The following is a 26,141-nucleotide window of genomic DNA, read 5'->3' as shown; positions in this document are numbered from 1 at the left end:
AGGTAAGGCGGTAATGGACTATACGGGTAAACATGTTCTGGTATTAGGGCTTGGAGAATCGGGCCTGGCATCCGCATTGTGGCTGGCGCACTGCGGTGCGACGGTGCGCGTGGCGGATACGCGCAGCGCGCCGGAACGCTTGCCGCTGCTGCAACAGGCGATTCCGGCGGTGGAATTCTTCGGCTCGGGCGACGGTTTTGACGTCAGTCTGCTGGACGGCATCGACTTTGCCGTCACCAGCCCTGGCCTGGCGCCCACCGGCGAGCTGAAGGAAATCCTGTCGGCGGCGACCGACCGCAACATCCCGGTATGGGGTGAAATCGAAGTGTTTGCGCAAGCCCTGGCGGCGTTGCGCGAGAGCCGCGCCTATGCGCCGAAAGTGATTGCCATCACTGGCACCAACGGCAAGACCACGGTCACCAGCCTGACCGGCCTGCTGTGCGAACGCGCCGGCTTGACGGTGCAGGTGGCCGGCAATATCAGCCCGGCCGCGCTGGATGTATTGCGCAGCGCGCTGGAAAAAGATGCTTTGCCGCAGGTCTGGGTGCTGGAGCTGTCCAGCTTCCAATTGCATTCAACCTGCAATCTGCAAGCAGACGCGGCCACCATCCTGAATATCACCCAGGACCACCTCGACTGGCACGGCGACATGGCGTCCTATGTCGCCGACAAGGCGCGCATTTTCAGCGCCGATACGGTACGGGTGCTGAATCGCGACGATCCTTTGACAATGCAGTTCAATAACGGCAACAGCATCAGTTTCGGTTTCGACGAGCCGCTGGACGGCGACTGTTTCGGCCTGGTGAGCGACAACGGCATGCAATGGCTGTCGGTAGCGGTGCCAGGCGACGAAGAGGAACGCGCCGCAGACGGCAACAGGAAACGGCGCAACAAGAAAGAACAGCTGGCCTTGCTGCCGGTTTCAGTCAAGCGCCTGATGCCGGCCGACGCGCTGCGGATCCGCGGCCGTCACAATGCCGCCAACGCGCTGGCCGCGCTGGCCTTGTGCCGCGCCATCGATTTGCCTTTTGCGCCGCTGCTGCACGGCTTGCGCGAGTATCACGGCGAACCGCACCGGGTCGAACTGGTGACAACGATTGGCGGCGTGGAATACTACGACGACAGCAAAGGCACCAATGTCGGCGCCACGGTGGCGGCATTGAACGGCTTGGGACGCGGCTGCGACGGTGACGGTACGGGTAATGCTAACCCTAGCCGCCTGCTGCTGATCGCCGGCGGCGAAGGCAAGGGGCAGGATTTTGCGCCGCTGGCCGCGCCATTGGCTGCCTATGGCCGCGCATTGCTGCTGATCGGCCGGGATGCTCCGGCGATCCGCGCTGCGGTCGAAAAACAGGCAGCCGGCATCGCCATGATCGATTGCGCCACCCTGGAAGAGGCGGTGACGCGCGCCGCCGAACTTGCGCACGCGGGCGATGCCGTATTGCTGTCGCCGGCTTGCGCCAGTTTCGACATGTTCCGCAATTACGCCCATCGCGCGCAAGTATTCGTCGATGCCGTGCGTGAACTGGCCTTGTCGCGTGGCGAGGTCGGGCTATGAAATTCGCCTTCCCATCATTTTCAGGCAAGCCGGCGGACCATGCGCCGGCGCGGCCGCGCACGCTCGATAGCCAGAAACCTGGCGTCCAGCGTTCGAAAATGATGGAGTACGACCAGCCGCTGGTGTGGGTGGTCGTGCTGCTGATGCTGTTCGGGCTGGTGATGGTGTATTCGGCTTCGATTGCGCTGCCGGATTCGCCCAAGTATTCGAATTACACGAATGGCCACTTCCTGGTGCGGCAAGCGATCTTTATCGGCGTTTCGCTGCTGGCCGGACTGGTGACCTTCCGCATCCCGATTGCCACCTGGCAGCGCTGGGCGCCATACCTGTTCGTGATTACCCTGATCCTGCTGGCGATGGTGCTGGTGCCGGGCCTGGGGCGCGGCGTCAACGGCGCCAAGCGCTGGCTGTCGTTCCGCGTATTCAATTTGCAGCCATCGGAATTGATGAAGCTGTTTATTGTCCTGTATGCCGCCAACTACACGGTGCGCAAGCAGGAAGTGATGCACAAGCTGACCAAGGGATTCCTGCCGATGACCGCCGCGGTCGGACTGGTCGGCCTGCTGCTGATGCTGGAGCCGGATCTCGGCGCGCTCGGGGTGATCGTCTGCATCGCGATGGGCATCCTGTTCCTGGGCGGGATCAACGGCGTCTGGTTCGGCGGCATTGGCGCCATGCTGGCCGGCATGTTCACGCTGGTGATCTGGCTGTCGCCATGGCGGCGCGAGCGGATCTTCGCTTACCTGAATCCATGGGCGGAAGAAAATGCCCTGGGCAAGGCTTATCAGCTGTCGCATTCGCTGATCGCCTTCGGCCGCGGCGAACTGTTTGGCGTCGGCCTCGGGGCCAGCGTCGAGAAGCTGCATTATCTGCCGGAAGCGCATACCGACTTCTTGCTGGCGGTGATCGGCGAAGAACTCGGGTTTGCCGGCGTGCTGGTGGTGGTCATGCTGTTTTACTGGATCATCAAGCGCTCTTTTGAAATCGGCCGCCAGGCGATCGCCATGGAACAGACTTTCGCCGGTTTGACCGCCAAGGGCATTGGGATCTGGATCGGTGTCCAGACCTTCATCAACATGGGCGTCAACCTGGGTTTGCTGCCGACCAAGGGCCTGACCCTGCCACTGATGAGCTACGGCGGTTCCGGCGTGCTGATCAATTGCGTCGGCCTGGCGATCCTGCTGCGCATCGATTACGAAAACCGGGTTCTGATGCGCGGAGGCCGGGCATGAAACCGGGTATGAAACATTTATTGATCATGGCCGCAGGCACCGGCGGCCACATATTTCCCGGCCTGGCGATTGCCGACACCATGCGCGCGCGCGGCTGGCAAGTGAGCTGGCTGGGGACTACCCACGGCATGGAGCGCGACCTGGTGCCGCAGCATGGCATCGAGATGGACCAGATTGCCTTCTCGGGTTTGCGCGGCAAAGGCCTGGCGCACACCTTGCGCGGCGTCTGGCGCTTGCTGGCGAGTTTTCCAGCCTGCTTCCGCATCCTGGGCCGGCGCCAAGCCAACGTGGTGCTGGGCATGGGCGGATATGTGACGGTGCCGGGAGGAGCGATGGCGCGCTTGCGCGGCGTGCCCCTGGTGCTGGTGAATGCCGATGCGGCGTTGCTGTTGTCGAACAAGACCTTGACGCCGCTGGCGCAGCGGGTGCTGTTCGGATTTCCGGCCGATTTCGGCCGGGCCGCCAACAAGGCGCTGGTCACCGGCAATCCGGTGCGCAAGGAAATCCTGGCGCTGCCGCTGCCGGCAGAACGTTACGGCGGCCGCATCGGTCCTTTGCGTTTGCTGGTGGTGGGCGGCAGCCTGGGCGCGAAGGCGCTCAACGATTGTTTGCCGGCGGCGCTGGCCCTGATTCCGGCCGATCTGCGGCCCAGCATCACGCATCAATCCGGCAAGCAGCATATCGATGCCTTGCGCAGCGCGTATGCGGCGGCCGGCGTGACAGCGGAGGTAGTGGCGTTCATCGACGACATGCCGCGCCGTTATGCCGACGCCGACCTGGTGATTTGCCGCGCCGGCGCGATCACGATTTCGGAACTGACGGCGGCCGGCGTCGCCAGCGTGCTGGTGCCGCTGGTGGCCTCGACCACTTCGCACCAGCGCGACAACGCGCGCTGGATGGCGACGCAGAAAGCGGCGATCCATTTGCCGCAGACAGATTTGAGCAAAGAGCGCCTGGCCGCCTTGTTGACGCGGATCTCGCGCCAGGACTGCCAGACGATGGCGCAGGCAGCATATGAAAACGGCCGGCGCGACGCCAACCAGGCGATCGCGCAGGTTCTTGAAGAATTGGCAGGTGCGCAGTGAGTGAAGACCATGAAACATAAAGTTAAAAATATCCATTTCGTAGGCATTGGCGGCAGCGGTATGAGCGGCATCGCTGAAGTGCTGCTCAACCTCGGTTATACGATTTCCGGTTCCGATCTCGGCGACAACGCCGCGACCCGGCGCCTGGCCGCCCTCGGCGCCAAAGTCAGCCGCGGCCACGCAGCCGCGAATATCGACCAGGCGCACGCGATCGTGACATCGACGGCGGTGCAGGCCGATAACCCGGAAGTGGTCGCTGCGCGCGAAAAGCATATCCCCATCGTGCCGCGCGCGGTCATGCTGGCGGAGCTGATGCGCCTCAAGCGCGGCATTGCGATTGCCGGCACCCATGGCAAGACCACCACCACCAGCCTGGTGGCGAGCGTGCTGGCGCAAGGCGGCCTCGACCCGACTTTTGTGATCGGCGGCCGCCTCACCAGCGCCGGCGCCAACGCCAAGCTGGGTTCGGGCGACTTTATCGTGGCCGAAGCCGACGAATCGGATGCATCGTTCCTGAACCTGTCGCCGGTGATCGAAGTGATCACCAACATCGATGCCGATCATATGGATACCTATGATCATGATTTCGGCAAGCTGAAGCAGGCTTTTGTCGAATTCACCCAGCGCTTGCCGTTTTACGGCGTGGCGGTGCTGTGCATCGATGACGCCAACGTGCGCGAAATCATGCCGCAGATTTCCAAGCTGATCACCACCTACGGTTTCCACGCCGACGCCGATGTGCGCGCGATCGACGCCAAGGCCGTCGCCGGCCACATGCAGTTCACGGTGATCCAGAAGGGTTATGCGGCGATGCCGATCAGCCTGAACCAGCCCGGCATGCACAATGTCCAGAACGCTTGCGCCGCGATTGCGATTGCGCGCGAGCTGGGCGTCGCCGATGCCGCGATCCAGCAGGCGCTGACCGAATTCAATGGTGTCGGCCGCCGCTTCACGCGCTACGGTGAAATCAAGCTGCAGGACGCCGCCGGCAAGGCCAACGGCGAATTCGCCCTGGTCGACGATTATGGCCACCATCCGGTGGAAACCTCGGCGACCATTTCGGCGGCGCGCGGCGCGTATCCGGGGCGGCGCCTGGTGCTGGTGTTCCAGCCGCATCGCTACACCCGTACCCGCGACCTGTTTGAAGATTTTGTGAAAGTGCTGTCGACGGTGGATGTGCTGGTGCTGGCGGAAGTGTACGCCGCCGGCGAAGCGCCGATTGTCGCCGCTGACGGGCGCGCCCTGGCGCACGCCTTGCGGGTGGCTGGCATGGCTGAGCTGGTGTTTGTGGAAGATATCAACGACATGCCGGCATCGGTCTTGAATCTGGTGCGCGACGGCGATGTAGTGATGACGATGGGCGCCGGCTCGATCAGCGGCGTGCCCGGCAAGCTTGCGCAGCTGGTAGAGCAGTAAAAAACAGTCATACCAAATATTGAGATACAAATGAGCAAAAAAATGGTGACCAATCAATTCGGAAAAGTCGGCGTGCTGTTCGGCGGACGTTCGGCCGAGCGCGAAGTCTCCAACATGTCTGGAGCAGGCGTGCTGCAGGCGCTGAAAAGCCGCGGCGTCGATGCCCATCCTTTCGATCCGGCACAGCGCAGCCTGGCGGAACTGGCGGCGGAAAAGTTCGACCGCGTGTTTATCGCCCTGCACGGCCGCTATGGCGAAGACGGGACGTTGCAAGGCGCGCTGGAGCAGCTCGGCATTCCTTACACCGGGCCGGGCGTGATGGCGTCGGCGATCGCGATGGACAAGGTCATGACCAAGCGCATCTGGCAAAGCATGGGATTGCCGACGCCGCGCTTCATCGTGCTGGATGCGCACAGCGCGACCCGCGAAGAACTGCGCCAGGTGCCGGACGTGCTGGGCTTGCCGCTGATGCTGAAAGCGCCGCATGAAGGATCGACCATCGGCATCAGCAAGGTCGTCGGTTATTCCGACATGAACGAAGGTTTTGCCTTGTGCGCCAAGTTCGATGAAAAAGTGCTGGCGGAAGAATTCATCGCCGGCCGTGAATTGACGGTGCCGGTGCTGGGCGCCGGCCGCAATGCGCGGGCTTTGCCTATCGTCGAGATCCGCGCGCCGGAAGGCAATTACGATTATCAGCATAAATATTTTACCGACGACACCAAGTACCTGTGTCCGGCGCCGCTGGATGAGGCATTGGCCCAGCGCATACAGTCGCTGGCGGTACAGGCCTTCAACGCGATCGGATGCGAAGGATGGGCGCGGGTCGATTTCATGCTGCGCTCGTCCGATAACGAGCCGTTCCTGCTGGAGATCAATACCTCGCCAGGCATGACCGGCCATTCGCTGGTGCCGATGGCGGCCAAGGCGGACGGCGTCAGCTACGAAGACCTGTGCGTTGAAATACTGAAGTCGGCTTCGCTGGACCTGAAGCCGTCGGAAGACTGGAAACCGGACTGATCCGGCGGAATGCAGAAAGCGTGAATAGAAAACCTTAATAGAAAACCTTAACGATCCAAGCGATAAAGTCGATAACCATGTGGCAAGACATCAAAATGTTGAACGCAATCTCCGGCACCTTGCTGGGACTGGCTGCGCTCGCATTGCTGGCGTCTGGCGTCTGGTGGCTGGCGCAGCGTCCCATGTTCACGCTGAAGACGATCCGGATCGAGGGTGCTGGGCAGAGCGAACTGCGGCGTGTCAATCCATTGATCGTCCGCGCCAGCGCGCTGCCTCGCATCAAGGGCAATTTTTTCACCGCCAACCTGGATACGGTGCGCAGCGCGTTCGAATCGGTGCCCTGGGTGCGCAAGGCGGCGGTGCAGCGGGAATGGCCGAACACGCTGATCGTGACGGTGGAAGAGCACCAGCCGCTGGCGACCTGGGACGACGACGGCCGCTTGCTGTCGGTGTATGGCGATTTGTTTACCGCCAACCTGGACGAGGCGGAAGAGGATGGCGAGCTGCTGCGCTTGTCTGGTCCGAAAGGCAGTGAAAAAGATGTGACGGCGCGCCTGGCGGATTTTCGTGCCTGGTTTGCGCCGTTGAAGCTGAACCCGGTAGAGGTGGATTTATCGAGTCGTTATGCGTGGACCGTAAAACTGGACAACGGCATGACGGTGGAGTTGGGGCGTGAGCAAAACAAGAACACGCTGAAAGACCGTGTGGAACGACTGGTGCAGATTTATCCGCAACTGCTGTCGCGTTTGCAGAACCGGATCGAGAGTGTGGATATGCGGTATCCGAATGGCTTGGCGCTGAAGGCGAGCGGTTTGTCGGCCGGATTGGGAAGCAAGAAAAAATAAGCGAAACACTATGACAAAAGACGCAAAAAACTTGATCGTCGGTCTCGACATCGGCACCTCCAAAGTGGTGGCCGTGGTAGCCGAGGTATTGTCCGACGGGCGCCATGAAGTCATCGGCCTGGGCCAGGCTGAGTCCAAGGGGCTGAAAAAGGGCGTGGTGGTGAACATCGAAGCCACCGTCGAATCCATCCAGCGCGCACTGGAAGAAGCGGAGCTGATGGCCGACTGCAAGATCCGCAACGTGTACACCGGGATCGCTGGCAGCCATATCCGCAGCTTCAATTCCAGCGGCATGGTGGCGATCAAGGACAAGGAAGTCAGCGCGGCCGACGTCTCGCGCGTTATAGAAACGGCCAAGGCGGTCAACATTCCTACCGACCAGCAATTGCTGCATACCGTGCCGCAGGAATTTATTGTCGACAGCCAGGAAGATGTGCGTGAACCAATCGGCATGAGCGGCATCCGACTGGAAGTCAAGGTGCACATCGTCACCGGAGCGGTATCGGCGGTGCAGAACATCGTCAAGTGCATCCGGCGCTGCGGGCTGGAAGTATCGGACCTGACCTTGCAGCCGCTGGCCTCGGCCGATGCGGTGTTGACCTCGGACGAGAAAGAGCTGGGCGTGGTGCTGGTCGATATCGGCGGCGGCACCACCGACGTAGCGGTGTTCACCGAAGGCGCGATCCGGCATACCGCGGTGATCCCGATTGCCGGCGACCAGATTACCAACGACATCGCGATGGCGCTGCGGACGCCGACCAACGAGGCGGAAGAAATCAAGTTGCGCTATGGCGTGGCCAAGCAGATCCTGGCCGATCCGGGCGAGACGCTGGAAGTGCCCGGCCTGGGCGACCGCAATCCGCGCACCCTGTCGCGCCAGGCGCTGGCGGCGGTGATCGAACCGCGCGTCGAAGAGCTGTTTGCGCTGGTGCACCAGGTGGTCCGCGAGTCGGGTTACGAAGAGGTGCTGTCGAGCGGAGTAGTGCTGACCGGCGGCTCCGCGATGATGCCCGGCATGATCGAACTGGCGGAGGATATTTTCCTCAAGCCTGCGCGCCTGGGAACGCCGGATTATCGCGGCCAGCTGGCCGATGTGGTGCGCAGCCCGCGTTATTCGACGGTGCTGGGTTTGCTGCTGGAAGCGAAGAAGCAATACCTGCGCGGCTACATCGTGACGCGCCAGGAAGGTTCTGCGAAGGCGATCTGGCAGCGCATGAAGGAATGGTTCCTGGGTAATTTTTAAGAACTTTAATACGAGATTTGTTTTTAACGTTGTTTGTGCAACACGCAGTTGTCAGTTGCTAGGCCTCACACAGCGTGATGCCTATTGACTGGATGCTGCATCTTTATGAGGAAATATCATGGAAATCGATATGCTTGACAATGCAACTTTGGGCACCGTGATTAAAGTTGTCGGCGTCGGTGGCGCCGGCGGCAACGCGGTCCAACATATGATCAACAAGGGTGTGTCAGGAGTGGAGTTCATCGCTGCCAACACCGATGCGCAGGCGCTTAAGCAGTCGAAGGCGCACAACGTGATCCAGATCGGCGAGACCGGCCTGGGCGCGGGCATGAAGCCGTCGGTGGGGCGTCAGCTGGCCGAGGAATCGCGCGGCCGGATTGAAGACGCATTGCGCGGCGCGCACATGGTGTTCATCGCCGCCGGCATGGGCGGCGGCACCGGCACCGGCGCGGCGCCGGTGGTGGCGCAGATCGCCAAGGAACTGGGCGCGCTGACGGTGGCGGTGGTGTCCAAACCGTTTTCATATGAAGGCCAGAAGTGCATGGACATCGCCGATGAAGGCCTGGAAGCCCTGTCCCAGCATGTCGATTCGCTGATCATCATCCTCAACGAAAAGCTCGAAGAGATTTATGAAGACGACAGCATGATGGAATGGCTGCAGCACGCCGACGACGTCCTCAACAATGCTGTTGCCGGGATCGCCGAAATCATCAATGTGCCTGGCCACATCAACGTCGACTTCAACGACGTCAAGACCATCATGGGCGAACAAGGCAAGGCCATGATGGGAACCGCCACGGCATCCGGCGTCGACCGCGCGCGCCTGGCGGCGGAGCAGGCAGTCGCCTCGCCGCTGCTGGACGGCATCGACCTGTCCGGCGCCCGTGGCGTGCTGGTCAACGTTACCGCCAGCCGCAGCCTGAAGGGTAAGGAAATCAAGGAAGTGATGGCGACCGTGCGTGCGTTTGCGGCGCCGGATGCTTCGATTGCCCAAGGCATTGCCTACGACGAAACCATGGGCGACGATATCCGCGTCACCGTGGTGGCGACCGGCCTGGGCCGTGCACGCAAGGCAGTGCAGCTGGTGCAGGCGCCGATGATGCGTACCGGCACCCACAATGAGCCGATGATGCATGGCCAGGCTTCGGTGGGACACGGCAGCTCTTCGTTCGAAGGCATGAAGGCGCCGGCGGTATGGCGTCGCGAGTCGGCTTCCGACACGGTGCGGGCTTTGGAAAAGAACGGCATGGAAACCTACGACATTCCGGCTTTCCTGCGCAAGCAGGCCGACTGAGTCCAGGCTGTCCTGAGCAATAATGATGGCGGGTGCTGATACCCGCTATCATCGCGGGCCTTCTGCATGAATTTGCGGAACAAGGCATACTGCGGGTTCCACGCCGCGTCGACAGGCGCGGCGTTTTCTTTTGTAACATCCGCTAACTCCCAGTTCCTCTGAAAGTCCGGCGCGTGACCCAGTTCCGTGCTGCGTTTTTAGAGGCTTCTTCATCCAGACAAGGACTTAATCATGACCATCAAGATCGGCGATAGCCTGCCGGAAGGCAAATTAGCAGAATTCATCGAAACCGAGACCGAAGGCTGCGCGCTCGGACCAAATACGTTCAATGTGAGCGAGCTGGCGAAGGGCAAGAAAATCGCCTTGTTCGCAGTGCCGGGCGCTTTCACGCCAACCTGCTCCGCCAAGCATTTGCCGGGCTACATCCAGCACGCGGCAGAATTCAAGGCCAAGGGCGTCGATGAAATCTGGGCGATTTCCGTCAACGATGCGTTCGTCATGGGCGCCTGGGGCCGTGACCAGAAAGCCACCGGCATCGTGCGCTTGCTGGCTGACGGCAACGCCGATTTCGTCAAGGCGCTGGGCCTGGATGCCGACTTCGGCAAGTTCGGCATGGGCATGCGCTCGCAGCGCTTCTCGGCGCTGGTCGAAGATGGCGTGATCAAGCAGCTGAACGTGGAGCAGGGCGGCAAGTTCGAAGTGTCCAATGCAGAAACCCTGCTGGCGCAACTGGCGTAACAGCTGGTAATTTTGATCAACAAGGCGGCGCCCCAAGGCGCCGCTTTTGTGTGCGCGCGCAAAAACGCCTGGCCGTGTTTTTTACCCCACAGTGATTACACATCGCTACAGAATAATTATCAGTCAGACTTATAATGTCATCATGTTGAAACAACGCACCATCAAAAAAATTGTCAAGACGACAGGCATTGGCGTCCATTCCGGCACCAAAGTCGAGCTGACCTTGCGCCCGGCGGCCGTGGACACCGGCATCATTTTCCGCCGTGTCGATATTGACCCTGCTGTCGACTTCCCGGCCAAGGCCACCGAAGTCGGCGATACCCGCATGGCCTCGGTGCTGGTCAAGGATGGCGTGCGCGTCTCGACCATCGAGCATTTGATGTCAGCCTGCTCGGGACTGGGCATCGATAACCTGTATGTCGATGTGACGGCCGAGGAAATCCCGATCATGGACGGCTCGGCGTCGTCATTTGTGTTCCTGCTGCAGCAAGCCGGGCTGGAAGAACAAAACGCCGCCAAGAAATTTGTCCGCATCAAAAAATCCGTCGAAGTGCGTGAAGGCCAGGGCGAGCGCGAAAAATGGGCGCGGCTGGATCCGTGCAACGGTTTCAAACTGAAATTCTTTATCGAATTCAATCACCCTGCGGTGGATGGCACCGGCCAGACTGCGGAAGTCGATTTCAGCATCCAGTCGTATGTGAAGGAAGTGGCGCGCGCCCGCACTTTCGGCTTCATGCAAGATGTGGAAACCATGCGCGGGCTGGGGCTGGCGCGCGGCGGTTCGCTGGAAAACGCGATCGTGATGGATGAGTACCGCATCCTCAACAGCGACGGCTTGCGCTACGAAAACGAATTTGTCCGCCACAAGATCCTGGACGCCATCGGCGACCTGTACCTGATCGGCCATCCGCTCCTCGCCAGCTACACCGCCCACAAGTCGGGCCATGGCTTGAACAACCAGCTGCTGCGCGCGCTGTTGGCGCAGCCGGATGCCTATGAGGTAGTCAGTTTCGATGAACTGGCCGAGGCTCCTGGCGCCTATCAGCGCCAGGTCGGGCAGGAATGGGCTTTGAATTAAGCGTTTGAATTAAGTGCTTATGTATAATGCCATTTTTGCAAGATGGCGTTTTTCTTTACTGTGGCGGCTTATTTCTTGTCGCTATAGCGCCTGACCATCGCGGCGATAGCATTTTTCAGCGCTTCGTTTGCAGCCGATGGCTCCAGTTCTTCCATCAATGAAGAGAATGCCGAAACAGCTTTGGATGAAAGTAATGCCTGCTTGACAGCAGGCGCTTTCATTAGGTTTTGGCTTACTTGCACTTTGATTCGGATTGCATTAATCTGCCAATTTCCTGCCAGCAATTGGCTTTGCAGGCGTGGCAGTTGCTGCTTCAATTTGCTGGCCAAGGCCGCGTTGGGCGCCGACAGTACCAGCTGCCCGGCTTCGCATTGCAATACCTCGCAGGTACTGAACATGGCAGGCAATTCGGCGGCGCATTGTTTTTGCAATGCCGCCATGCGTGTGACAGCGGGCAGCAAAGCCGCCATCTTGTCATTCCCCCGTAAAAAATCGGCAACGGCTTTTTGAGTTTGAGGCCTGGAACCCGTTGTCGCTGGCCGGTAAGAAGAAGGTGAGAGTCTACGCATGATGGTGAAACCATATCACACCTGTGACCCGCTCAGGGCGTCACCGGAGCTGCAATGCAGGTAATTCTGTTGCACCCGCGTTTTAATCGCGCAAAATCCATCACCCTAGGCGCCAAGCACATCATCCTGATGATTGCCGGTTTCTTGCTGGCGGTATTGCTGGCGACCGGACTATTGTATTTCCTCACGGCCCGTTACGCGGTTGGCCTGCCGTTTGCCGGCAAGGCGCCTGGCAACTCCGTAGCCGGGGTGCAGGATAAAGACAAGTACCTGAAGGAGAACCTGGCGGCGATGGCCATCAAGCTCGGTGAAATGCAGGCGCAGCTGATGCGCCTGGATGCCTTGGGGGAGCGGGTCCAGGGCTTGGCGGGGGTCAAGCCGGAAGAATTCAATTTCAAGGAAGCGCCGGGACGCGGCGGCGCTGAATCGAGCAGCCTGTACGACAGGCGCTCGCACGACATGAGCATGAGCGAATTCCAGCAGGCGCTGGACGCCATGTCGCGCGACGTCGGTTATCGCACCGACTACCTGAACGTGGTCGAAACCGTGCTGATGAGCGACCGGATCAAGTCCAAGCTGTTGCCAACCAACCAGCCGGTCAACGTCAACTACAATTCCTCGAGTTTCGGCTGGCGGCTCGATCCTTTTACCGGCCGTAGCGCATTTCATGAGGGATTGGATTTCCCGGCCTCGGTCGGCACCAATATAGTCGCCGCCGCCGCGGGCGTAGTGATTGCCGCCGAATATCATCCGCAATACGGCAATATGCTTGATATCGACCACGGCAACGACATCATCACCCGTTATGCGCATGCATCAAGGCTGCTGGTCAAAGTGGGCGACATCGTGCAGCGCGGCCAGCACATTGCCGATATCGGCACCACCGGACGTTCGACCGGGCCGCACCTGCATTTCGAGGTAAGGATCAAGGGCGTGGCGCAGGATCCGCGCAAGTTCCTGAATGCCGGCACCGACTTGGCGAAAATGGCAACATTGGCAGGGAAGTAATGGATGTTGTTGTAATGCAAGCAGGATAGGCTGGAAGCGGGCACAATTTGCGCAACTTGCTATTGTTTCCTGGCGCATAACCCCAATGTGTCGGGGACTGCATGATAAAATTCTCCGATTATTTAGCCACAGCCCGGTTTCGGGGTCATCCACAAGATGCCGCGGAATGCCGCCGGCGCTTTTTTTAGAATCCAAGCATGTCATTACTGACCCAGATTTTCGGTAGCCGCAACCAGCGCCTGCTTAAGCAATATAAAAAAGTCGTCCGACAAATTAATGCACTTGAACCGGCGTTCGAAAAACTGTCCGATGCTGAGCTGCAGGCGAAAACGCCGGAGCTGAAGCAGCGCATTGCCGGCGGCGAAAAGCTTGATGCCTTGCTGCCGGAAGCTTTTGCCGTTTGCCGCGAAGCCGGCAAGCGCGTCTTGAAAATGCGCCATTTCGATGTGCAGCTGATCGGCGGCATGGTGCTGCATTACGGGAAAATTGCTGAAATGGGCACCGGCGAGGGCAAGACGCTGATGGCGACATTGCCGGCCTACCTGAATGCGCTGTCCGGCAAGGGCGTGCACGTGGTGACCGTCAATGACTACCTGGCGCAGCGCGATGCCGAATGGATGGGGCGCCTGTACGGCTGGCTGGGCCTGACGACCGGGGTCAACCTGTCGTCGGTAGAGCATGACGCCAAGCAAGTGGCTTACGCTGCCGACATTACTTACGGCACCAACAACGAATTCGGTTTCGATTACCTGCGCGACAACATGGTGTACGACGCCGCTGACCGCGTGCAGCGCACCTTGAACTTCGCCATCGTCGATGAAGTCGATTCGATCCTGATCGATGAAGCGCGGACGCCGCTGATCATTTCCGGCCAGGCTGAAAACCATACCGACCTGTATTACAAGATCAATGAAGTGCCGCCGCTGCTGACCCAGCAGATCGGCGAAGAAACGCCGGACGGCAAGGGCAAGGTTGAAGTCCCTGGCGATTACACCAAGGATGAAAAAGCGCACCAGGTCCTGCTGACCGAAGCCGGCCACGAAAAAGCCGAGCAGATCCTGACCAACATGGGCCTGCTGGCAGAAGGCGCGTCGCTGTACGACGCGGCCAACATCAGCCTGATCCATCACCTGTACGCGGCATTGCGCGCGCACTCGCTGTACTTCAAGGACCAGCATTACGTCGTGCAAAACGGCGAAATCGTCATCGTCGACGAATTCACCGGCCGCATGATGACCGGCCGCCGCTGGTCGGACGGCTTGCACCAGGCGGTGGAAGCCAAGGAAGGCGTCAAGATCCAGAACGAGAACCAGACCCTGGCTTCGATCACGTTCCAGAATTATTTCCGCATGTACGGCAAGCTGGCCGGCATGACCGGCACTGCCGATACCGAAGCCTACGAATTCCAGGAAATCTACGGCCTGGAAACCGTGGTGATTCCGCAAAACCGGCCGAACCAGCGCAAGGACCGGCAGGACCAGGTCTACAAGACTTCGCAGGAAAAATACAATGCGATGCTGAAGGATATCCAGGATTGCTACGAGCGCGGGCAACCGGTGCTGGTGGGCACCACCTCGATCGAAAACTCGGAATTGCTGTCCGGGATCCTGACCAAGGCCAAGCTGCCGCACAACGTGCTGAACGCCAAGCAGCATGCTAGGGAAGCGGAAATCATCGCCCAGGCAGGCCGTCCGCAAGCAATCACTATCGCCACCAACATGGCCGGGCGCGGCACCGACATCGTATTGGGCGGGAATGTCGAGAAACAGATCCAGTTCATTGAAGCCGACGACGCGCTCGGCGACACGGAAAAACAACTACGCTCCGACAAGCTGCGCGACGAGTGGCAATCGCTGCATGACCACGTGGTCAATGCGGGCGGCTTGCATATCGTCGGCACCGAGCGGCATGAGTCGCGCCGGGTGGATAACCAGCTGCGCGGCCGCGCAGCGCGCCAGGGCGATCCGGGTTCCTCGCGTTTCTACCTGTCGCTGGACGACGCCTTGCTGCGCATTTTCGCCGGCGACCGCGTGCGCGCCATCATGGACCGGCTGAAAATGCCGGAAGGCGAGCCGATCGAGGCTGGCATCGTTTCGCGCTCGATCGAATCGGCCCAGCGCAAGGTAGAGGCGCGCAACTTCGATATCCGCAAGCAGCTGCTGGAATACGACGATGTCGCCAACGACCAGCGCAAGGTGATCTATCAGCAGCGTAACGAGTTGCTGGAATCGCAAGGCGTTTCCGAGACAGTGGCGTCGCTGCGCGAAGGCGTGCTGGACGACACTTTCCGTACCCATGTGCCGGAAGAGTCGCTCGAAGAACAATGGGATATCCCGGCGCTGGAAACAGCCCTGGCCAACGACCTGCATCTGGAAGTGCCGCTTGGCGAGATGCTGAAGTCCGAACCCAACCTGACCGATGAGCAGTTGCTGGAACGTGTGCTTGCTGCTGCCAACGCTTCCTATGACGCCAAGACTGAAATCGTCGGCAAGGAGTCGTTCGCAGGCTTCGAGCGCAGCGTCATGCTGCAAAGCGTCGACAGCCACTGGCGCGAACACCTGGCGGCGCTCGATCATCTGCGCCAGGGGATTCACCTGCGCGGCTACGCACAAAAGAATCCGAAGCAGGAATACAAGCGTGAAGCCTTCGAGCTGTTTGGCCAGATGCTGGACCTGATCAAGAACGAAGTGGTCAAGGTAGTGATGACGGTGCGTATCGAGAACCGCGAGGAAATTGCCGCGGCTGAAGAGGAAATGGCGCAGTCTCACGTGGAAAACGTGCACTACCAGCACGCCGACTTCGATCCGAGCGCGGCGCCGGAGGCCTTGCTGGCGCCCACCGCGCATAGCGACGAATCGCAGCAGCCGGGCAGCAGCGTGCCGAAGGTCGGCCGCAACGACCCGTGCCCTTGCGGCAGCGGCAAGAAATACAAGCAGTGCCACGGCCAATTGATGTAAACGCCAATGGCAGGCAGCACAATGGCAGGCAGCAGTTAAAGCAGGGCGGGGAAACCCGCCCTTTGCTTTTGTTGCCGCAGATGTACACACGGCCTCCGCATTACCCATTAATACCCCTTAAAATAGGCACCTGGATTACCTGCCGGTCCGCTGGACCGGGCGATCCGACACCCAACACCCATTAATCTCGGCAAACCAGCGCCGCCAACATCTCTACCTAGTTAAGGATTCTCATGGCCGTCAATTCCCCCATTCCTGTCGCCGCCGACCTGTTGCCAGTGGCCGGCATCGAGCTTGGTCACGCCGAAGCCGGCGTGCGCAAAGCGAATCGCAAGGATTTGCTGGTGATGAAACTGGCGCCGACGGCGACGGTAGCCGGGGTGTTCACGCAAAACCGCTTTTGCGCCGCTCCGGTGCAGGTGAGCAAAGCGCACCTGGCCGCTGCCGAGATTTCCGGCGAGCCTATCCGCGCGCTGCTGATCAATACCGGCAACGCCAACGCCGGTACCGGCGAAGCCGGCCTGGCGGCAGCCAACGCTACTTGCGATGCGCTGGCGGAGCTGCTGGGCTGCCACGCTGCGCAGATCCTGCCGTTCTCGACTGGCGTGATCCTGGAGCCGCTGCCGGTGGAGCGCGTCACTGCCGGCCTGCCGCAGGCGATACAGAATCTGCAAGGCGACAACTGGTTCAATGCCGCCGAGTCCATCATGACCACCGATACCCAGCCGAAAGCCGCTTCGCGCAGCCTGGTTATCGCCGGCAAGAAGGTGACGCTGTCCGGCATCAGCAAGGGCGCCGGCATGATCAAGCCGAACATGGCGACCATGCTCGGTTTCCTGGCGATCGACGCGAAAGTGGCGCAGCCGGTGCTGGAAAAAATGGTGCGCCAGGCTGCCGACCGTTCGTTCAACTGCATCACCATCGACGGCGATACCTCGACCAACGACTCGTTCATGCTGATCGCCACCGGCGCCGGCGAGCTGGAAGTCGGCAGTGTCGACAGCCCGGAATATGCCGAACTGGCTGCTGCCGTTACCGATATCTCGCAGCACCTGGCGCAAATGATCATCCGCGACGGCGAAGGCGCCACCAAGTTCATCACGGTCACCGTGGAGCAAGGGCAGAGCGTTGCCGAATGCCGCAAGATCGCTTATTCGATCGCGCACTCGCCGCTGGTCAAGACGGCCTTCTTCGCTTCCGACCCGAACCTGGGCCGGATCCTGGCGGCGATTGGCTATGCCGGCGTCGACGACCTGGATGTCAGCAAGCTGGACCTGTACCTGGATGACGTGCTGGTTGCCAAAAACGGCGGCCGCAATCCTGAATACCAGGAAGCCGACGGCCAGCGCATCATGAAACAAAGCGAGATCACGGTGCGGGTGCAGCTGGCGCGCGGCGACGCCGAGGCGACTATCTGGACTTGCGACTTGTCGCACGATTACGTATCGATCAATGCCGACTACCGTTCTTGAGCGGATAGTTTTCCGGGAAAAATGCCGTCCAAGGCCGGTTGCCGGCCAAGGCGGCGCATTTGCTCCGACAAATAATATTCACCCAGCAGCGTTTTGCTTTGCGTCAGAATGGATGAAATCCCATTTGTCTCCAAACCAGCCATGACTCAACTAGATCAATTCCTGACCCGTGCCGAAGCCCTGCTGGCGCGGCTTGAATCCATCCTGCCGCAAGCCAAGGCGGCTCCCGACTGGCAGGCGGCCACCGCTTTCCGCTGGCGCCATCGGGGCGGCGGGGCTGGCGGTTACCTGCAGGCGGTGGGCCATATCTCCGATATTGCGCTATCGGATTTGCACAATATCGAAGTGCAGAAGCAGCAGATCGACCAGAACACGCGTCAATTCGTCGATGGCCGGCCGGCCAACAACGTGCTGTTGACCGGCGCCCGCGGCACCGGCAAGTCGTCCTTGATCAAAGCTTGCCTGAACCAGTATGCCTCCCAGGGTTTGCGCCTGATCGAGGTAGATAAGGACGATTTGGCGGCGTTGCCCGATATAGTCGACCTGGTGGCAGAGCGCCCGGAGCGCTTCATCATTTTTTGCGACGACCTCTCGTTCGAAGAGGGCGAGAGCGGCTACAAGGCGCTCAAAGTGGCGCTCGACGGCAGCATCGCCGCACAGTCGGACAATGTGCTGATTTATGCCACCTCCAACCGGCGTCATTTGCTGCCGGAGCGGATGTCCGATAACGCCAGCTACAAAACCACCGAGGACGGCGATTTGCATCCGGGGGAAACCGTCGAAGAAAAGATTTCACTTTCAGAGCGTTTTGGACTGTGGGTGTCGTTTTATCCGTTCAAGCAAGACGATTACCTCGATATCGTCGGCCACTGGCTCAGCCATTTCGGCTGCAACGCGGAGCAGATTGCCGAGGCGCGCGGCGATGCCTTGCGCTGGGCACTGCAGCGGGCTTCGCGTTCGGGTCGGGTGGCATGGCAGTTCGCCCGCGATTACGCCGGCCGGATGACGCCTCCATGAGTCTTCTTGGGCGGGAACCGGTCAATGTAGCCGTCGGCATCCTGATGAAGCCTAACGGCGACGTACTGCTGGGCCAAAGGCCGGCGGGCAAGCCGATGGCCGGTTACTGGGAGTTCCCGGGAGGGAAGGTAGAGTCGGGCGAGTCGATTTTCGACGCGCTCAAACGTGAACTGCTGGAAGAGCTGGGGGTCGAGATCGCTTCGGCCGAGCCTTGGTGCGGGATCGAGCATCAATATGCCCATGCGCACGTACGGCTGCATTTCTACATCAGCCGCGAATGGCGCGGCGAACCGCAAAGCCTGGAAGGGCAGGCATTCTCATGGCAGGGCAGTGTCGACGTCGAGCCTTTGCTGCCGGCGGCGATTCCCTTGATTGAATGGCTGGACGAATTGCGGCAGGAAAGCGTTTAAGCTGACCGGTGAAATCGGCGACTATTGCGGCAGCTTGCCGTCATCGTCAATTTCATCCGCCGGATTGACTGCCGGGATCGCATATTTCTCTTCAGCCCAGGCGCCCAGGTCGATCTGCTTGCAACGCTCCGAGCAAAACGGCCTGAACCGGTTGGCGGCAATCCATTCAACTTTTGTGCCGCAAGTCGGGCAATCGACGGTAGTAGTCATACAAATCTATTCAAAAAGCATTTAAAAATTGCAAAGGGTCAGCTCGAACGGTACATCGCCTTCATAGGCTTTCGGCTTCAGATCGCCGCCCTGGGTGGTAAAACGTACCCACAGCATGTACTTGTTGGCCGATATCTCAGGGATGGCCGCGAGCCGCTCATCAATGATCAGGCGCAGCATCTGGTAAGATTTACCTTGCAGCATTTGCTGGTAACTGCCGTTTTGTGCATCTATCTTCACTGAACTTCCGGTTTCTCGCAGCAATCGCAATACGATGCTGATAGCGTCGAACAATGGTGCCAGCGGCGCGAACCAGCCGATGATGTCGGCAAACCGCTGTTCGGCGGGGTGTTGCTGCCAGGCGTAGTAAGAAGGCAAGTCGAATTCACAGGCGCCGCCGGGAATGATGGTGCGGCCGCGTATGCTCATCAGCCACTCATTCTCGCGGATATGCTGGCCGGTTTTGCCTTGGGTCGCCATCAGCGCGGTGCTGATCCTGTCGATTTCCTGCAGGATGGCGTCCAGCATGTCGGGCGCAACGTTGGGATTGGATTTAAAGCCGAGCAGGGTTTGTTTTTGTCGTTCCAGTTCTTGCAGCAAATCCGACTTCAAATCAGCGCGTCCGGCAACCTCCAGCATCTCGAAAATGGTGGATAGCGCGATATGGTGTTGCAACGGACTTTCCTGCTGCACGAAAAAGCCGAATCTTTCATGCAGGTCTTCCAGCCGCAACAGGGTGCGAATGCGCTCGTTGAAAGGATATTCGTAGACGATCAAAGTGACATCCCTTAAAAATTTGAGCCGGATAAGACATGATTCTGAACGATGCGAACAGAAATTACAAATGCCCCTCTGTTTTCGACGTTGGGCGGCAGGTTTCCTGCCTGATATATATAAAGCTTTATACCATTATAGCGATCGGCTCAATGCTTGATATAACGCGTGTAGGCGCGTCACTTGCGGCAATAGCGCCGCAGGCCCGCTATCATTGACGATTACATCGTCGGCGGCCTGCAGGCGTTGCTGCCTGGAGGCCTGGGTCGCCATGATGGCTTGCACTTGCGGCAGGGTCATCGCGTTGCGCCGCATCACGCGTTCCAGCTGGACCTGTTCGTCGCAATCCACCGTCAGTATGCGCTGCACCCGTTCTCGCCAGTTGCCGGATTCAACCAGTAGCGGCACCACGAAAATCAGGTACGGCCCTTCGGCGTTTTCCGCCGCGCGGGCGGTTTCGGCCCGGATCAAAGGATGCAGGATCGCTTCCAGGCGCTGTTTCGCCAGCGGGTCCGAAAAAACATGGGCGCGCATCTTGGCTCTGTCCATGACGCCGTCGGCATCGATGAAGGTGCTGCCGAATTCGGCGGCAATCGGTGCAATGGCGGCGCCGTCCGCCGCAGTCAGCTGGTGGGCGATGACATCTGTGTCGATGACAGCGGCGCCGCGCGCGGCAAACATGTCGGCGACGGTGCTTTTGCCGCTGCCGATCCCGCCGGTCAGGCCGACGCTGAATCTGGGTTTGGCTTGCGACGGCTGGTCGTGGTTAGCCGCATCGTGCTGGTTCATACGACGTTAGGTAGCAAAACCGAAATAAGTTTCCAGAATTGTCTGTCCATAGAGCAGGGCCAGCAGGCCAGCCGCGGCCAGGTAGGGGCCGAAGGGGATAGGTTTGTCGCGTCCGCGGCGGGCAAAAACGATCAATATGATCCCGACCACGGCGCCCACCAGCGATGAAAACAAGATAATGATGGGCAGCATCTTCCAGCCCAGCCAGGCGCCGAGCGCCGCCAGCAGCTTGAAATCGCCGTAGCCCATGCCTTCCTTGCCGGTCAGCAGCTTGAACGCCCAGTAGATCGCCCACAGGCTCAGGTAACCGGCTGCGGCGCCGATGACGGCGTCGTGCAAGGGCACGAACAGGCCGGACAGGTTCAGCAGCAGGCCGATCCAGAGCAGGGGCAAGGTCAGGTCGTCCGGCAGCAACTGGGTATCGGCATCGATAAACGTCATCGCAATCAGCAGATAGACAAAGACCAGGGTCGACAGGCCGACCCAGCCGCTGCCGAAGTGCCAGATGAGCAGGGCCGACAGCGCTCCGGTCAATGCTTCGACCAGGGGATAGCGTATCGAGATGGGGGTTTTGCAGACGGCGCATTTGCCGCGCAAGGCCAGGTAACTCAGTATCGGCACATTCTCCAGCGCGCCGATCTGATGTTTGCATTGCGTGCAGGCCGAGCGCGGCACCACCAGGTTGTAGCGCTCGGTATGCGGCAGCGGCTTGCCGCTTTCATGGGCGACATAATTGTCCGATTCACGCTGCATCATGATCGGCAGCCTGTGAATCACTACATTCAAGAAACTGCCGATCAACAAACCAAAAACAGCTGCCAGGACGGTGGGGAGCAGGCTCCCCGCCGCCAGGAAAAAAATCCCGTCTTGCATCAGACCACCGAACCCAGTTTGAAAATTGGCAGGTACATGGCGATCACCAGACCGCCGATCAGCACGCCCAGGATCACCATGATCAGTGGTTCCATCAGGCTGGACAAGGAAGCCACTGCATCGTCCACTTCAGCTTCATAGAAATCGGCGACTTTACCCAGCATGTTGTCCAGCGAACCCGATTCTTCGCCGATCGACACCATTTGTGTGACCATGTTCGGGAATACATTGGCGTTTTCCATTGCCGCGGTCAAACTTGTACCGGTGCTGACTTCCCCTTGAATTTTCTTGGTGGCGTCCATGTAGACCGCATTGCCGGATGCTCCGCCTACGGAGTCAAGCGACTCGACCAATGGCACTCCGGCGGCAAACATGGTTGCCAAAGTGCGGGTCCAGCGTGCGATCGTGGCTTTGCGTATAACCGGGCCGAAAATCGGCGCTTTCAGCAATAACTGATCCATGAAGCGCTGCACTTTGAGCGAACGTCTCCAGGACTGGAAGAACAGGTATAAGCCGGCGAATATGGTGGGGAAGATGATATACCAGTTAGACACCATAAAATCCGACATTGCCATTACCACCAAGGTTGGGCCGGGCAAGTCGGCACCGAAACTTGAGAATACCTGCTTGAATGCCGGTACCACCCAAATCATGATGACGGCTGTAACGATAAAAGCTACCGCCAGAATCGACACAGGATAGAACATGGCAGATTTAATCTTGCTTTTGATCGCAAGGGTTTTTTCCTTGTAGATTGCAAGTCGTTCCAGCAAGTCTTCAAGAATACCAGCCTGCTCGCCGGCACCGACCAGATTACAGAACAGCGGGTCGAAATACAGCGGAAATTTGCGGAACGCTTGGCTCAGGCTGGTGCCGGTTTCAACGTCGCCGCGGATATCATTGACCAGCTTTGATACCGATGGATTGGCATGGCCTTTGGCCACGATGTCGAACGACTGCAGCAAGGGCACGCCGGCCTTCATCATGGTGGCCAGCTGACGGGTAAACAGCGAGATATCCTTGTCGGAAATCTTCTTCCCGCTGCGGAAGGTCTTCTTTTTGACCTTGGTGACCAGGATTCCCTGGCGCCGCATGGTGACGTTGACCACCGTCTCGCTGCCGGCGCGCAGCTCGCCGCGCACCATCTTGCCCTTTTTATCCCTGCCCTCCCAGAGATACACCCACTCCTTGACCTGACGTGCGCTTGCGGCGCTGCGTGCTGCAGTTGCCATGAACTATTCCCCTAATTAGATATTGGTGCAGCCAAGCACTTCTTCGAGGCTGGTCAACCCTTGTTTAACCTTCATCAATCCCGATAAGCGCAGGGTCTTGACGCCCTCGCGCTTTGCCTGCGCTTCGATTTCCAGCGCCGTGCCGTGCGCCAGGATAATCCGTTCTATTTCTTCGGTAATCGGCATGATCTGGTAGATGCCGACCCGTCCCTTGTAACCGGTGCCGTTGCAGCGTTCGCAACCGACCGGCTTGTACGGCATCCAGGTGCCGTCAAGATCGTCTTCGGTGAACCCCGCTTCAAGCAAGGCTTCCTCCTGGACCGTGATCGGCTGCTTGCAGTTGCACAGGCGGCGCGCCAGCCGTTGCGCAGTGATCAGGATCACCGACGAAGCGATATTGAAGGCCGGCACACCCATGTTCATCAGGCGCGTCAGCGTCGACGGCGCATCGTTGGTATGCAGCGTGGAAAACACCATGTGCCCGGTTTGCGCAGCCTTGATCGAGATATCGGCAGTTTCCAGGTCGCGGATTTCACCGACCATGATGATGTCAGGATCCTGCCGCAAGAATGCCTTCAGCGCCACCGGGAAAGTCAGTCCGGCACGGTCGTTGATGTTGACCTGGTTCACCCCGGGCAAATTGATTTCGGCGGGATCTTCAGCGGTGGAAATGTTGATGCCAGGCTGGTTCAGGATGTTCAGGCAGGTATACAGCGATACGGTTTTGCCGGAACCGGTCGGCCCGGTCACCAGCACCATGCCGTAGGGACGCTGGATCGCCTCCATCAGGATTTCTTTCTGGTCCGGGTCGTAGCCCAGCGCATCAATCCCCATCTGGGCCTGGCTCGGGTCCAGGATACGCATCACGATCTTTTCGCCGAACAAGGTCGGCAAGGTGCTGACCCGGAAATCGATCGCGCGGGTCTTCGACACCACCAGCCGCATGCGGCCATCTTGCGGCACCCGTTTTTCCGAGATATCCAGCTTGGAGATGACCTTGATGCGGGACGCCAGTTTTTCCTTGATCGACAGCGGCGGCTGCGCCATGTCGCGCAAGACGCCGTCGACACGGAAACGGATGCGGTAGAATTTTTCAAACGGTTCGAAATGCAGATCGGACGCGCCCTGGTTGATGGCGTCAGTCAGTATTTTCTGCAAAAACCGGACTACCGGCGCATCGTCGATATCGGTGGCCGCCGCATCGGCGACAGCTACTGCATCTTCTTCGACGAAATTGATTTCCTGTTCGTCGCCGACCATCTCGCTCAGGCTCTGCTCTGCCGATTTGACCAGTTTCTGGATCTGCTTGAGCAGGATCGGATGCTCGACGATGATAGGTTCCACCGTCAGTTCGGTCTGGAACTTGATCTGGTCGAGCGCCTGGATATTGGTCGGGTCGGACAGGGCGACATAGATCTTGTTGCCACGCTTGGCCAGCGCCAGCACCGCATGGCTTTCCATCAGCTTGGCGTCGATGGCCTTTTCCGGCAGCATGCCGAGATTGAGCACGCTCAGGTCCAGCTGCGGGTAACCAAAGGTCTCGGCGCAAAACAGGGCGAGCGAACGCGCATCCAGATGGCCGCTTTCCAGCAAGGCTGAGATAAACGGCGTTTGGCTGTCGCTGGCTTTCTTGTGCAGGGCCTCGAGCTGTGGCACGGAAAGACGTCCGGCTTGCAGCAATGCGCGGGCAAGTCCGGAGATCGGACTGGTGGAATTTGCGTTGGGAAATACTGCTGCCATAGGGGGGTCAATACCAAAAGATGTGCCGAACCATTCGAACCGACCAATGATGCCCTACGGGAAACTCACTTGTAAAGGATTTGTGAAGAAATGTGTCGTAAAAGTTGCCGTTGGGCAGTTCTTTCAGTGTTCTTGTAGTTTATTCGGCCGCATCAATTTGGCAACCTTGATTGCCTGGTTTTGCACCTGCACGATTTCTATGATGCATCCGGCAATTTTCAGGCTGACATTGTTGTCAGGGATGTCCTGCAGCCATTCCAGCAGCAAGCCGTTCAAGGTCTTCGGACCGTCGAGCGGGAAACTCAAGCCGAGGCGCTTGTTGATATCGCGCAGGGTTGTCGCACCCTCCAGCAGGCACTGGCCTTGCGGATTCCAGGAAAAGCTGTCGGCGCGGGCCGCGCCCGGCTTGGACGTAGTGAATTCACCAATCATTTCTTCGATGATGTCTTCCAGGGTAACCAGGCCCTGCACTTCGCCGTATTCGTCGACGATGATGCCGAGCCGTTCATGGTTTTCCTGGAAATATTGGAGCTGTGTGAAAACGTCGGTGTCTTCCGGCACAAAATAGGGCGTAGTGAGCAGCTGGCGGAAATGCTCCACGGTCAGTTCCGCCTCCTGGTTCAGCAAGGCCATCGCCTTGCGCACATGCAAAATGCCGACGATTTGGTTGATTTCACCTTCGTACACAGGCAGCTTGTTGTGATAGCAAGTGGTCAGCTGGTGTTTTATGTCGTCCACCGAGGCCGACAAGTTTAGCGCCTCGACTTGCGCCCGCGGCGTCATGACGTCTTCCACCGAAATTTTTTCCAGGTCGAACAGGTTCAGCAAGATGCTTTTGTGTTTTTGCGGCATGAAATTGCCGCCTTCGAGCACGATGGAGCGCAGTTCTTCCGGTGATACCCGTTGTTCCAGCGCGTGCTTGCCGGTTTTGATATGCAGCACCTTGAGGATCGAAGACACGAACAGGTTGACGAACCAGATCAGCGGCTTGGCCAATGTCATCAGTGGCTTGAGCACGAAACTGGTCGGCAGGGCAATGCGCTCGGGATAGGTTGCGCCTATCACTTTCGGCGTGATTTCGGCGAATACGATCAGGAGGAAGGCGACCGCGGCGGTCGCGATGGTGATCACTTTCTGGTGATTGCCGAATGTCGTAATGGCAATCGCCGTCACCAAGGCAGTAGCCAAGGCGTTGACCAGGGTGTTGACGATCAGGATCAGCGACAGCAGCTTATCGGTCCGTTCCAGCAGCCAAAGCGTCGTGGCGGCGGACTTGCTGCCGCGCTTGGCCAGGTGGCGCAGGCGATGCTTGTTGGCGGCGACCAGGGCGGTTTCCGCCATTGCAAAAAAAGCCGACAGGAAAATAAGTACGACTAGTGCAAGTATCTGCACCCATATGGGCACGGCATCCAAAGGGTCACCGTAAAGTGAAAAGTTAATAAACCAATGTGTTGTATGGTCGGGGTGAGAGGATTCGAACCTCCGGCCTCTACGTCCCGAACGTAGCGCTCTACCAGGCTAAGCTACACCCCGATCTAGCTGTCCAATGATTTGGACAGGTTTTGGGGCTGAGGTTCGCACCAT

23 protein-coding genes and 1 tRNA gene are annotated in these 26,141 nt (G+C 59.2%); 15 read left to right on the top strand and 9 right to left on the bottom strand.

The window, feature by feature from the left end; genetic code table 11:
• Window positions 1-13: 13 nt before the first annotated feature.
• The 10 genes from murD (at window position 14) to lpxC (ending at window position 11,506) form a co-directional block, all read left to right on the top strand.
• Window positions 14-1,558 carry a UDP-N-acetylmuramoyl-L-alanine--D-glutamate ligase gene (murD, locus tag BM062_RS11960; RefSeq protein WP_092397072.1) on the top strand — a complete coding sequence of 515 codons (1,545 nt, stop codon included), beginning with the start codon at window positions 14-16 and terminating at the stop codon, window positions 1,556-1,558.
• Window positions 1,555-2,790 carry a putative lipid II flippase FtsW gene (gene ftsW, locus BM062_RS11955; RefSeq protein ID WP_092397070.1) on the top strand — a complete coding sequence of 412 codons (1,236 nt, stop codon included), beginning with the start codon at window positions 1,555-1,557 and terminating at the stop codon, window positions 2,788-2,790. The genes murD and ftsW overlap by 4 nt, the downstream gene beginning before the upstream one ends.
• An 8-nt stretch (window positions 2,791-2,798) precedes the next feature.
• On the top strand, window positions 2,799-3,875 hold the full coding sequence (gene murG / locus BM062_RS11950) for an undecaprenyldiphospho-muramoylpentapeptide beta-N-acetylglucosaminyltransferase (RefSeq protein WP_092397068.1): 1,077 nt from the start codon (window positions 2,799-2,801) through the stop codon (window positions 3,873-3,875).
• A gap of 9 nt (window positions 3,876-3,884) precedes the next feature.
• Window positions 3,885-5,291, top strand: coding sequence for a UDP-N-acetylmuramate--L-alanine ligase (gene murC, locus BM062_RS11945; protein WP_092397066.1), 1,407 nt, complete (start codon window positions 3,885-3,887; stop codon window positions 5,289-5,291).
• Between the two features lie 30 nt (window positions 5,292-5,321).
• On the top strand, window positions 5,322-6,308 hold the full coding sequence (locus BM062_RS11940) for a D-alanine--D-alanine ligase (RefSeq protein ID WP_092397064.1): 987 nt from the start codon (window positions 5,322-5,324) through the stop codon (window positions 6,306-6,308).
• A gap of 77 nt (window positions 6,309-6,385) precedes the next feature.
• Window positions 6,386-7,153, top strand: coding sequence for a cell division protein FtsQ/DivIB (locus BM062_RS11935; RefSeq protein WP_092397062.1), 768 nt, complete (start codon window positions 6,386-6,388; stop codon window positions 7,151-7,153).
• A 10-nt stretch (window positions 7,154-7,163) separates the two neighbouring features.
• On the top strand, window positions 7,164-8,396 hold the full coding sequence (gene ftsA, locus BM062_RS11930; RefSeq protein WP_092397060.1) for a cell division protein FtsA: 1,233 nt from the start codon (window positions 7,164-7,166) through the stop codon (window positions 8,394-8,396).
• A gap of 118 nt (window positions 8,397-8,514) precedes the next feature.
• Complete coding sequence (ftsZ, locus tag BM062_RS11925; RefSeq protein ID WP_014007911.1) at window positions 8,515-9,690, top strand: cell division protein FtsZ; 1,176 nt, start codon at window positions 8,515-8,517, stop codon at window positions 9,688-9,690.
• Between the two features lie 231 nt (window positions 9,691-9,921).
• Window positions 9,922-10,428, top strand: coding sequence for a peroxiredoxin (locus tag BM062_RS11920; RefSeq protein ID WP_092397058.1), 507 nt, complete (start codon window positions 9,922-9,924; stop codon window positions 10,426-10,428).
• A 142-nt stretch (window positions 10,429-10,570) separates the two neighbouring features.
• Entirely contained in the window at window positions 10,571-11,506 is a 936-nt protein-coding gene (gene lpxC, locus BM062_RS11915) for a UDP-3-O-acyl-N-acetylglucosamine deacetylase (RefSeq protein ID WP_092397056.1), read from the top strand.
• 68 nt (window positions 11,507-11,574) lie between these two features.
• Here lpxC and BM062_RS11910 read toward each other — a convergent pair whose 3' ends face one another.
• Window positions 11,575-11,976, bottom strand: coding sequence for a hypothetical protein (locus BM062_RS11910; RefSeq protein ID WP_254785045.1), 402 nt, complete (start codon window positions 11,974-11,976; stop codon window positions 11,575-11,577).
• 153 nt (window positions 11,977-12,129) lie between these two features.
• On the opposite strand from BM062_RS11910, the gene BM062_RS11905 reads away from it, so the two are divergent.
• From BM062_RS11905 to mutT, 5 genes are all read left to right on the top strand, one after another.
• Entirely contained in the window at window positions 12,130-13,083 is a 954-nt protein-coding gene (locus BM062_RS11905) for a M23 family metallopeptidase (protein ID WP_092397052.1), read from the top strand.
• 197 nt (window positions 13,084-13,280) lie between these two features.
• A complete protein-coding gene (gene secA / locus BM062_RS11900) occupies window positions 13,281-16,040 on the top strand; it encodes a preprotein translocase subunit SecA (RefSeq protein ID WP_092397050.1) in 2,760 nt (919 codons plus the stop codon).
• 233 nt (window positions 16,041-16,273) lie between these two features.
• Window positions 16,274-17,512, top strand: a complete 1,239-nt coding sequence (gene argJ, locus BM062_RS11895) for a bifunctional glutamate N-acetyltransferase/amino-acid acetyltransferase ArgJ (RefSeq protein WP_092397048.1) — start codon at window positions 16,274-16,276, stop codon at window positions 17,510-17,512.
• Between the two features lie 141 nt (window positions 17,513-17,653).
• Window positions 17,654-18,529 (top strand): ATP-binding protein, encoded by an 876-nt coding sequence (locus BM062_RS11890; protein ID WP_092397046.1) that lies wholly within the window; start codon window positions 17,654-17,656, stop codon window positions 18,527-18,529.
• Window positions 18,526-18,939: an 8-oxo-dGTP diphosphatase MutT gene (gene mutT, locus BM062_RS11885; protein WP_092397044.1), complete on the top strand. Its 414-nt coding sequence runs from the start codon at window positions 18,526-18,528 to the stop codon at window positions 18,937-18,939. The genes BM062_RS11890 and mutT overlap by 4 nt, the downstream gene beginning before the upstream one ends.
• A gap of 21 nt (window positions 18,940-18,960) precedes the next feature.
• Here mutT and yacG read toward each other — a convergent pair whose 3' ends face one another.
• From yacG to BM062_RS11845, 8 genes are all read right to left on the bottom strand, one after another.
• Window positions 18,961-19,149: a DNA gyrase inhibitor YacG gene (gene yacG / locus BM062_RS11880; protein ID WP_092397042.1), complete on the bottom strand. Its 189-nt coding sequence runs from the start codon at window positions 19,147-19,149 to the stop codon at window positions 18,961-18,963.
• 21 nt (window positions 19,150-19,170) lie between these two features.
• Window positions 19,171-19,926 (bottom strand): cell division protein ZapD, encoded by a 756-nt coding sequence (gene zapD / locus BM062_RS11875; RefSeq protein ID WP_092397040.1) that lies wholly within the window; start codon window positions 19,924-19,926, stop codon window positions 19,171-19,173.
• Between the two features lie 132 nt (window positions 19,927-20,058).
• On the bottom strand, window positions 20,059-20,712 hold the full coding sequence (gene coaE / locus BM062_RS11870) for a dephospho-CoA kinase (RefSeq protein WP_092397038.1): 654 nt from the start codon (window positions 20,710-20,712) through the stop codon (window positions 20,059-20,061).
• A gap of 6 nt (window positions 20,713-20,718) precedes the next feature.
• Window positions 20,719-21,585 carry a prepilin peptidase gene (locus BM062_RS11865; RefSeq protein ID WP_092397036.1) on the bottom strand — a complete coding sequence of 289 codons (867 nt, stop codon included), beginning with the start codon at window positions 21,583-21,585 and terminating at the stop codon, window positions 20,719-20,721.
• On the bottom strand, window positions 21,585-22,817 hold the full coding sequence (locus BM062_RS11860; RefSeq protein WP_092397034.1) for a type II secretion system F family protein: 1,233 nt from the start codon (window positions 22,815-22,817) through the stop codon (window positions 21,585-21,587). The genes BM062_RS11865 and BM062_RS11860 overlap by 1 nt, the downstream gene beginning before the upstream one ends.
• Window positions 22,818-22,832: 15 nt before the next feature.
• Window positions 22,833-24,557 carry a type IV-A pilus assembly ATPase PilB gene (gene pilB, locus BM062_RS11855; protein ID WP_092397032.1) on the bottom strand — a complete coding sequence of 575 codons (1,725 nt, stop codon included), beginning with the start codon at window positions 24,555-24,557 and terminating at the stop codon, window positions 22,833-22,835.
• A 123-nt stretch (window positions 24,558-24,680) separates the two neighbouring features.
• Window positions 24,681-25,970, bottom strand: coding sequence for an HlyC/CorC family transporter (locus tag BM062_RS11850; protein WP_092397030.1), 1,290 nt, complete (start codon window positions 25,968-25,970; stop codon window positions 24,681-24,683).
• 43 nt (window positions 25,971-26,013) lie between these two features.
• Window positions 26,014-26,090 (bottom strand) — tRNA-Pro (locus BM062_RS11845).
• Between the last annotated feature and the right edge of the window lie 51 nt (window positions 26,091-26,141).

The organism is Collimonas sp. OK412 (assembly GCF_900112135.1).
GTDB classification, from domain to species: domain Bacteria; phylum Pseudomonadota; class Gammaproteobacteria; order Burkholderiales; family Burkholderiaceae_D; genus Collimonas; species Collimonas rhizosphaerae.
Note: the sequence above shows the minus strand (reverse complement) of the source record. Positions and strands in the feature narration are given on the sequence as shown.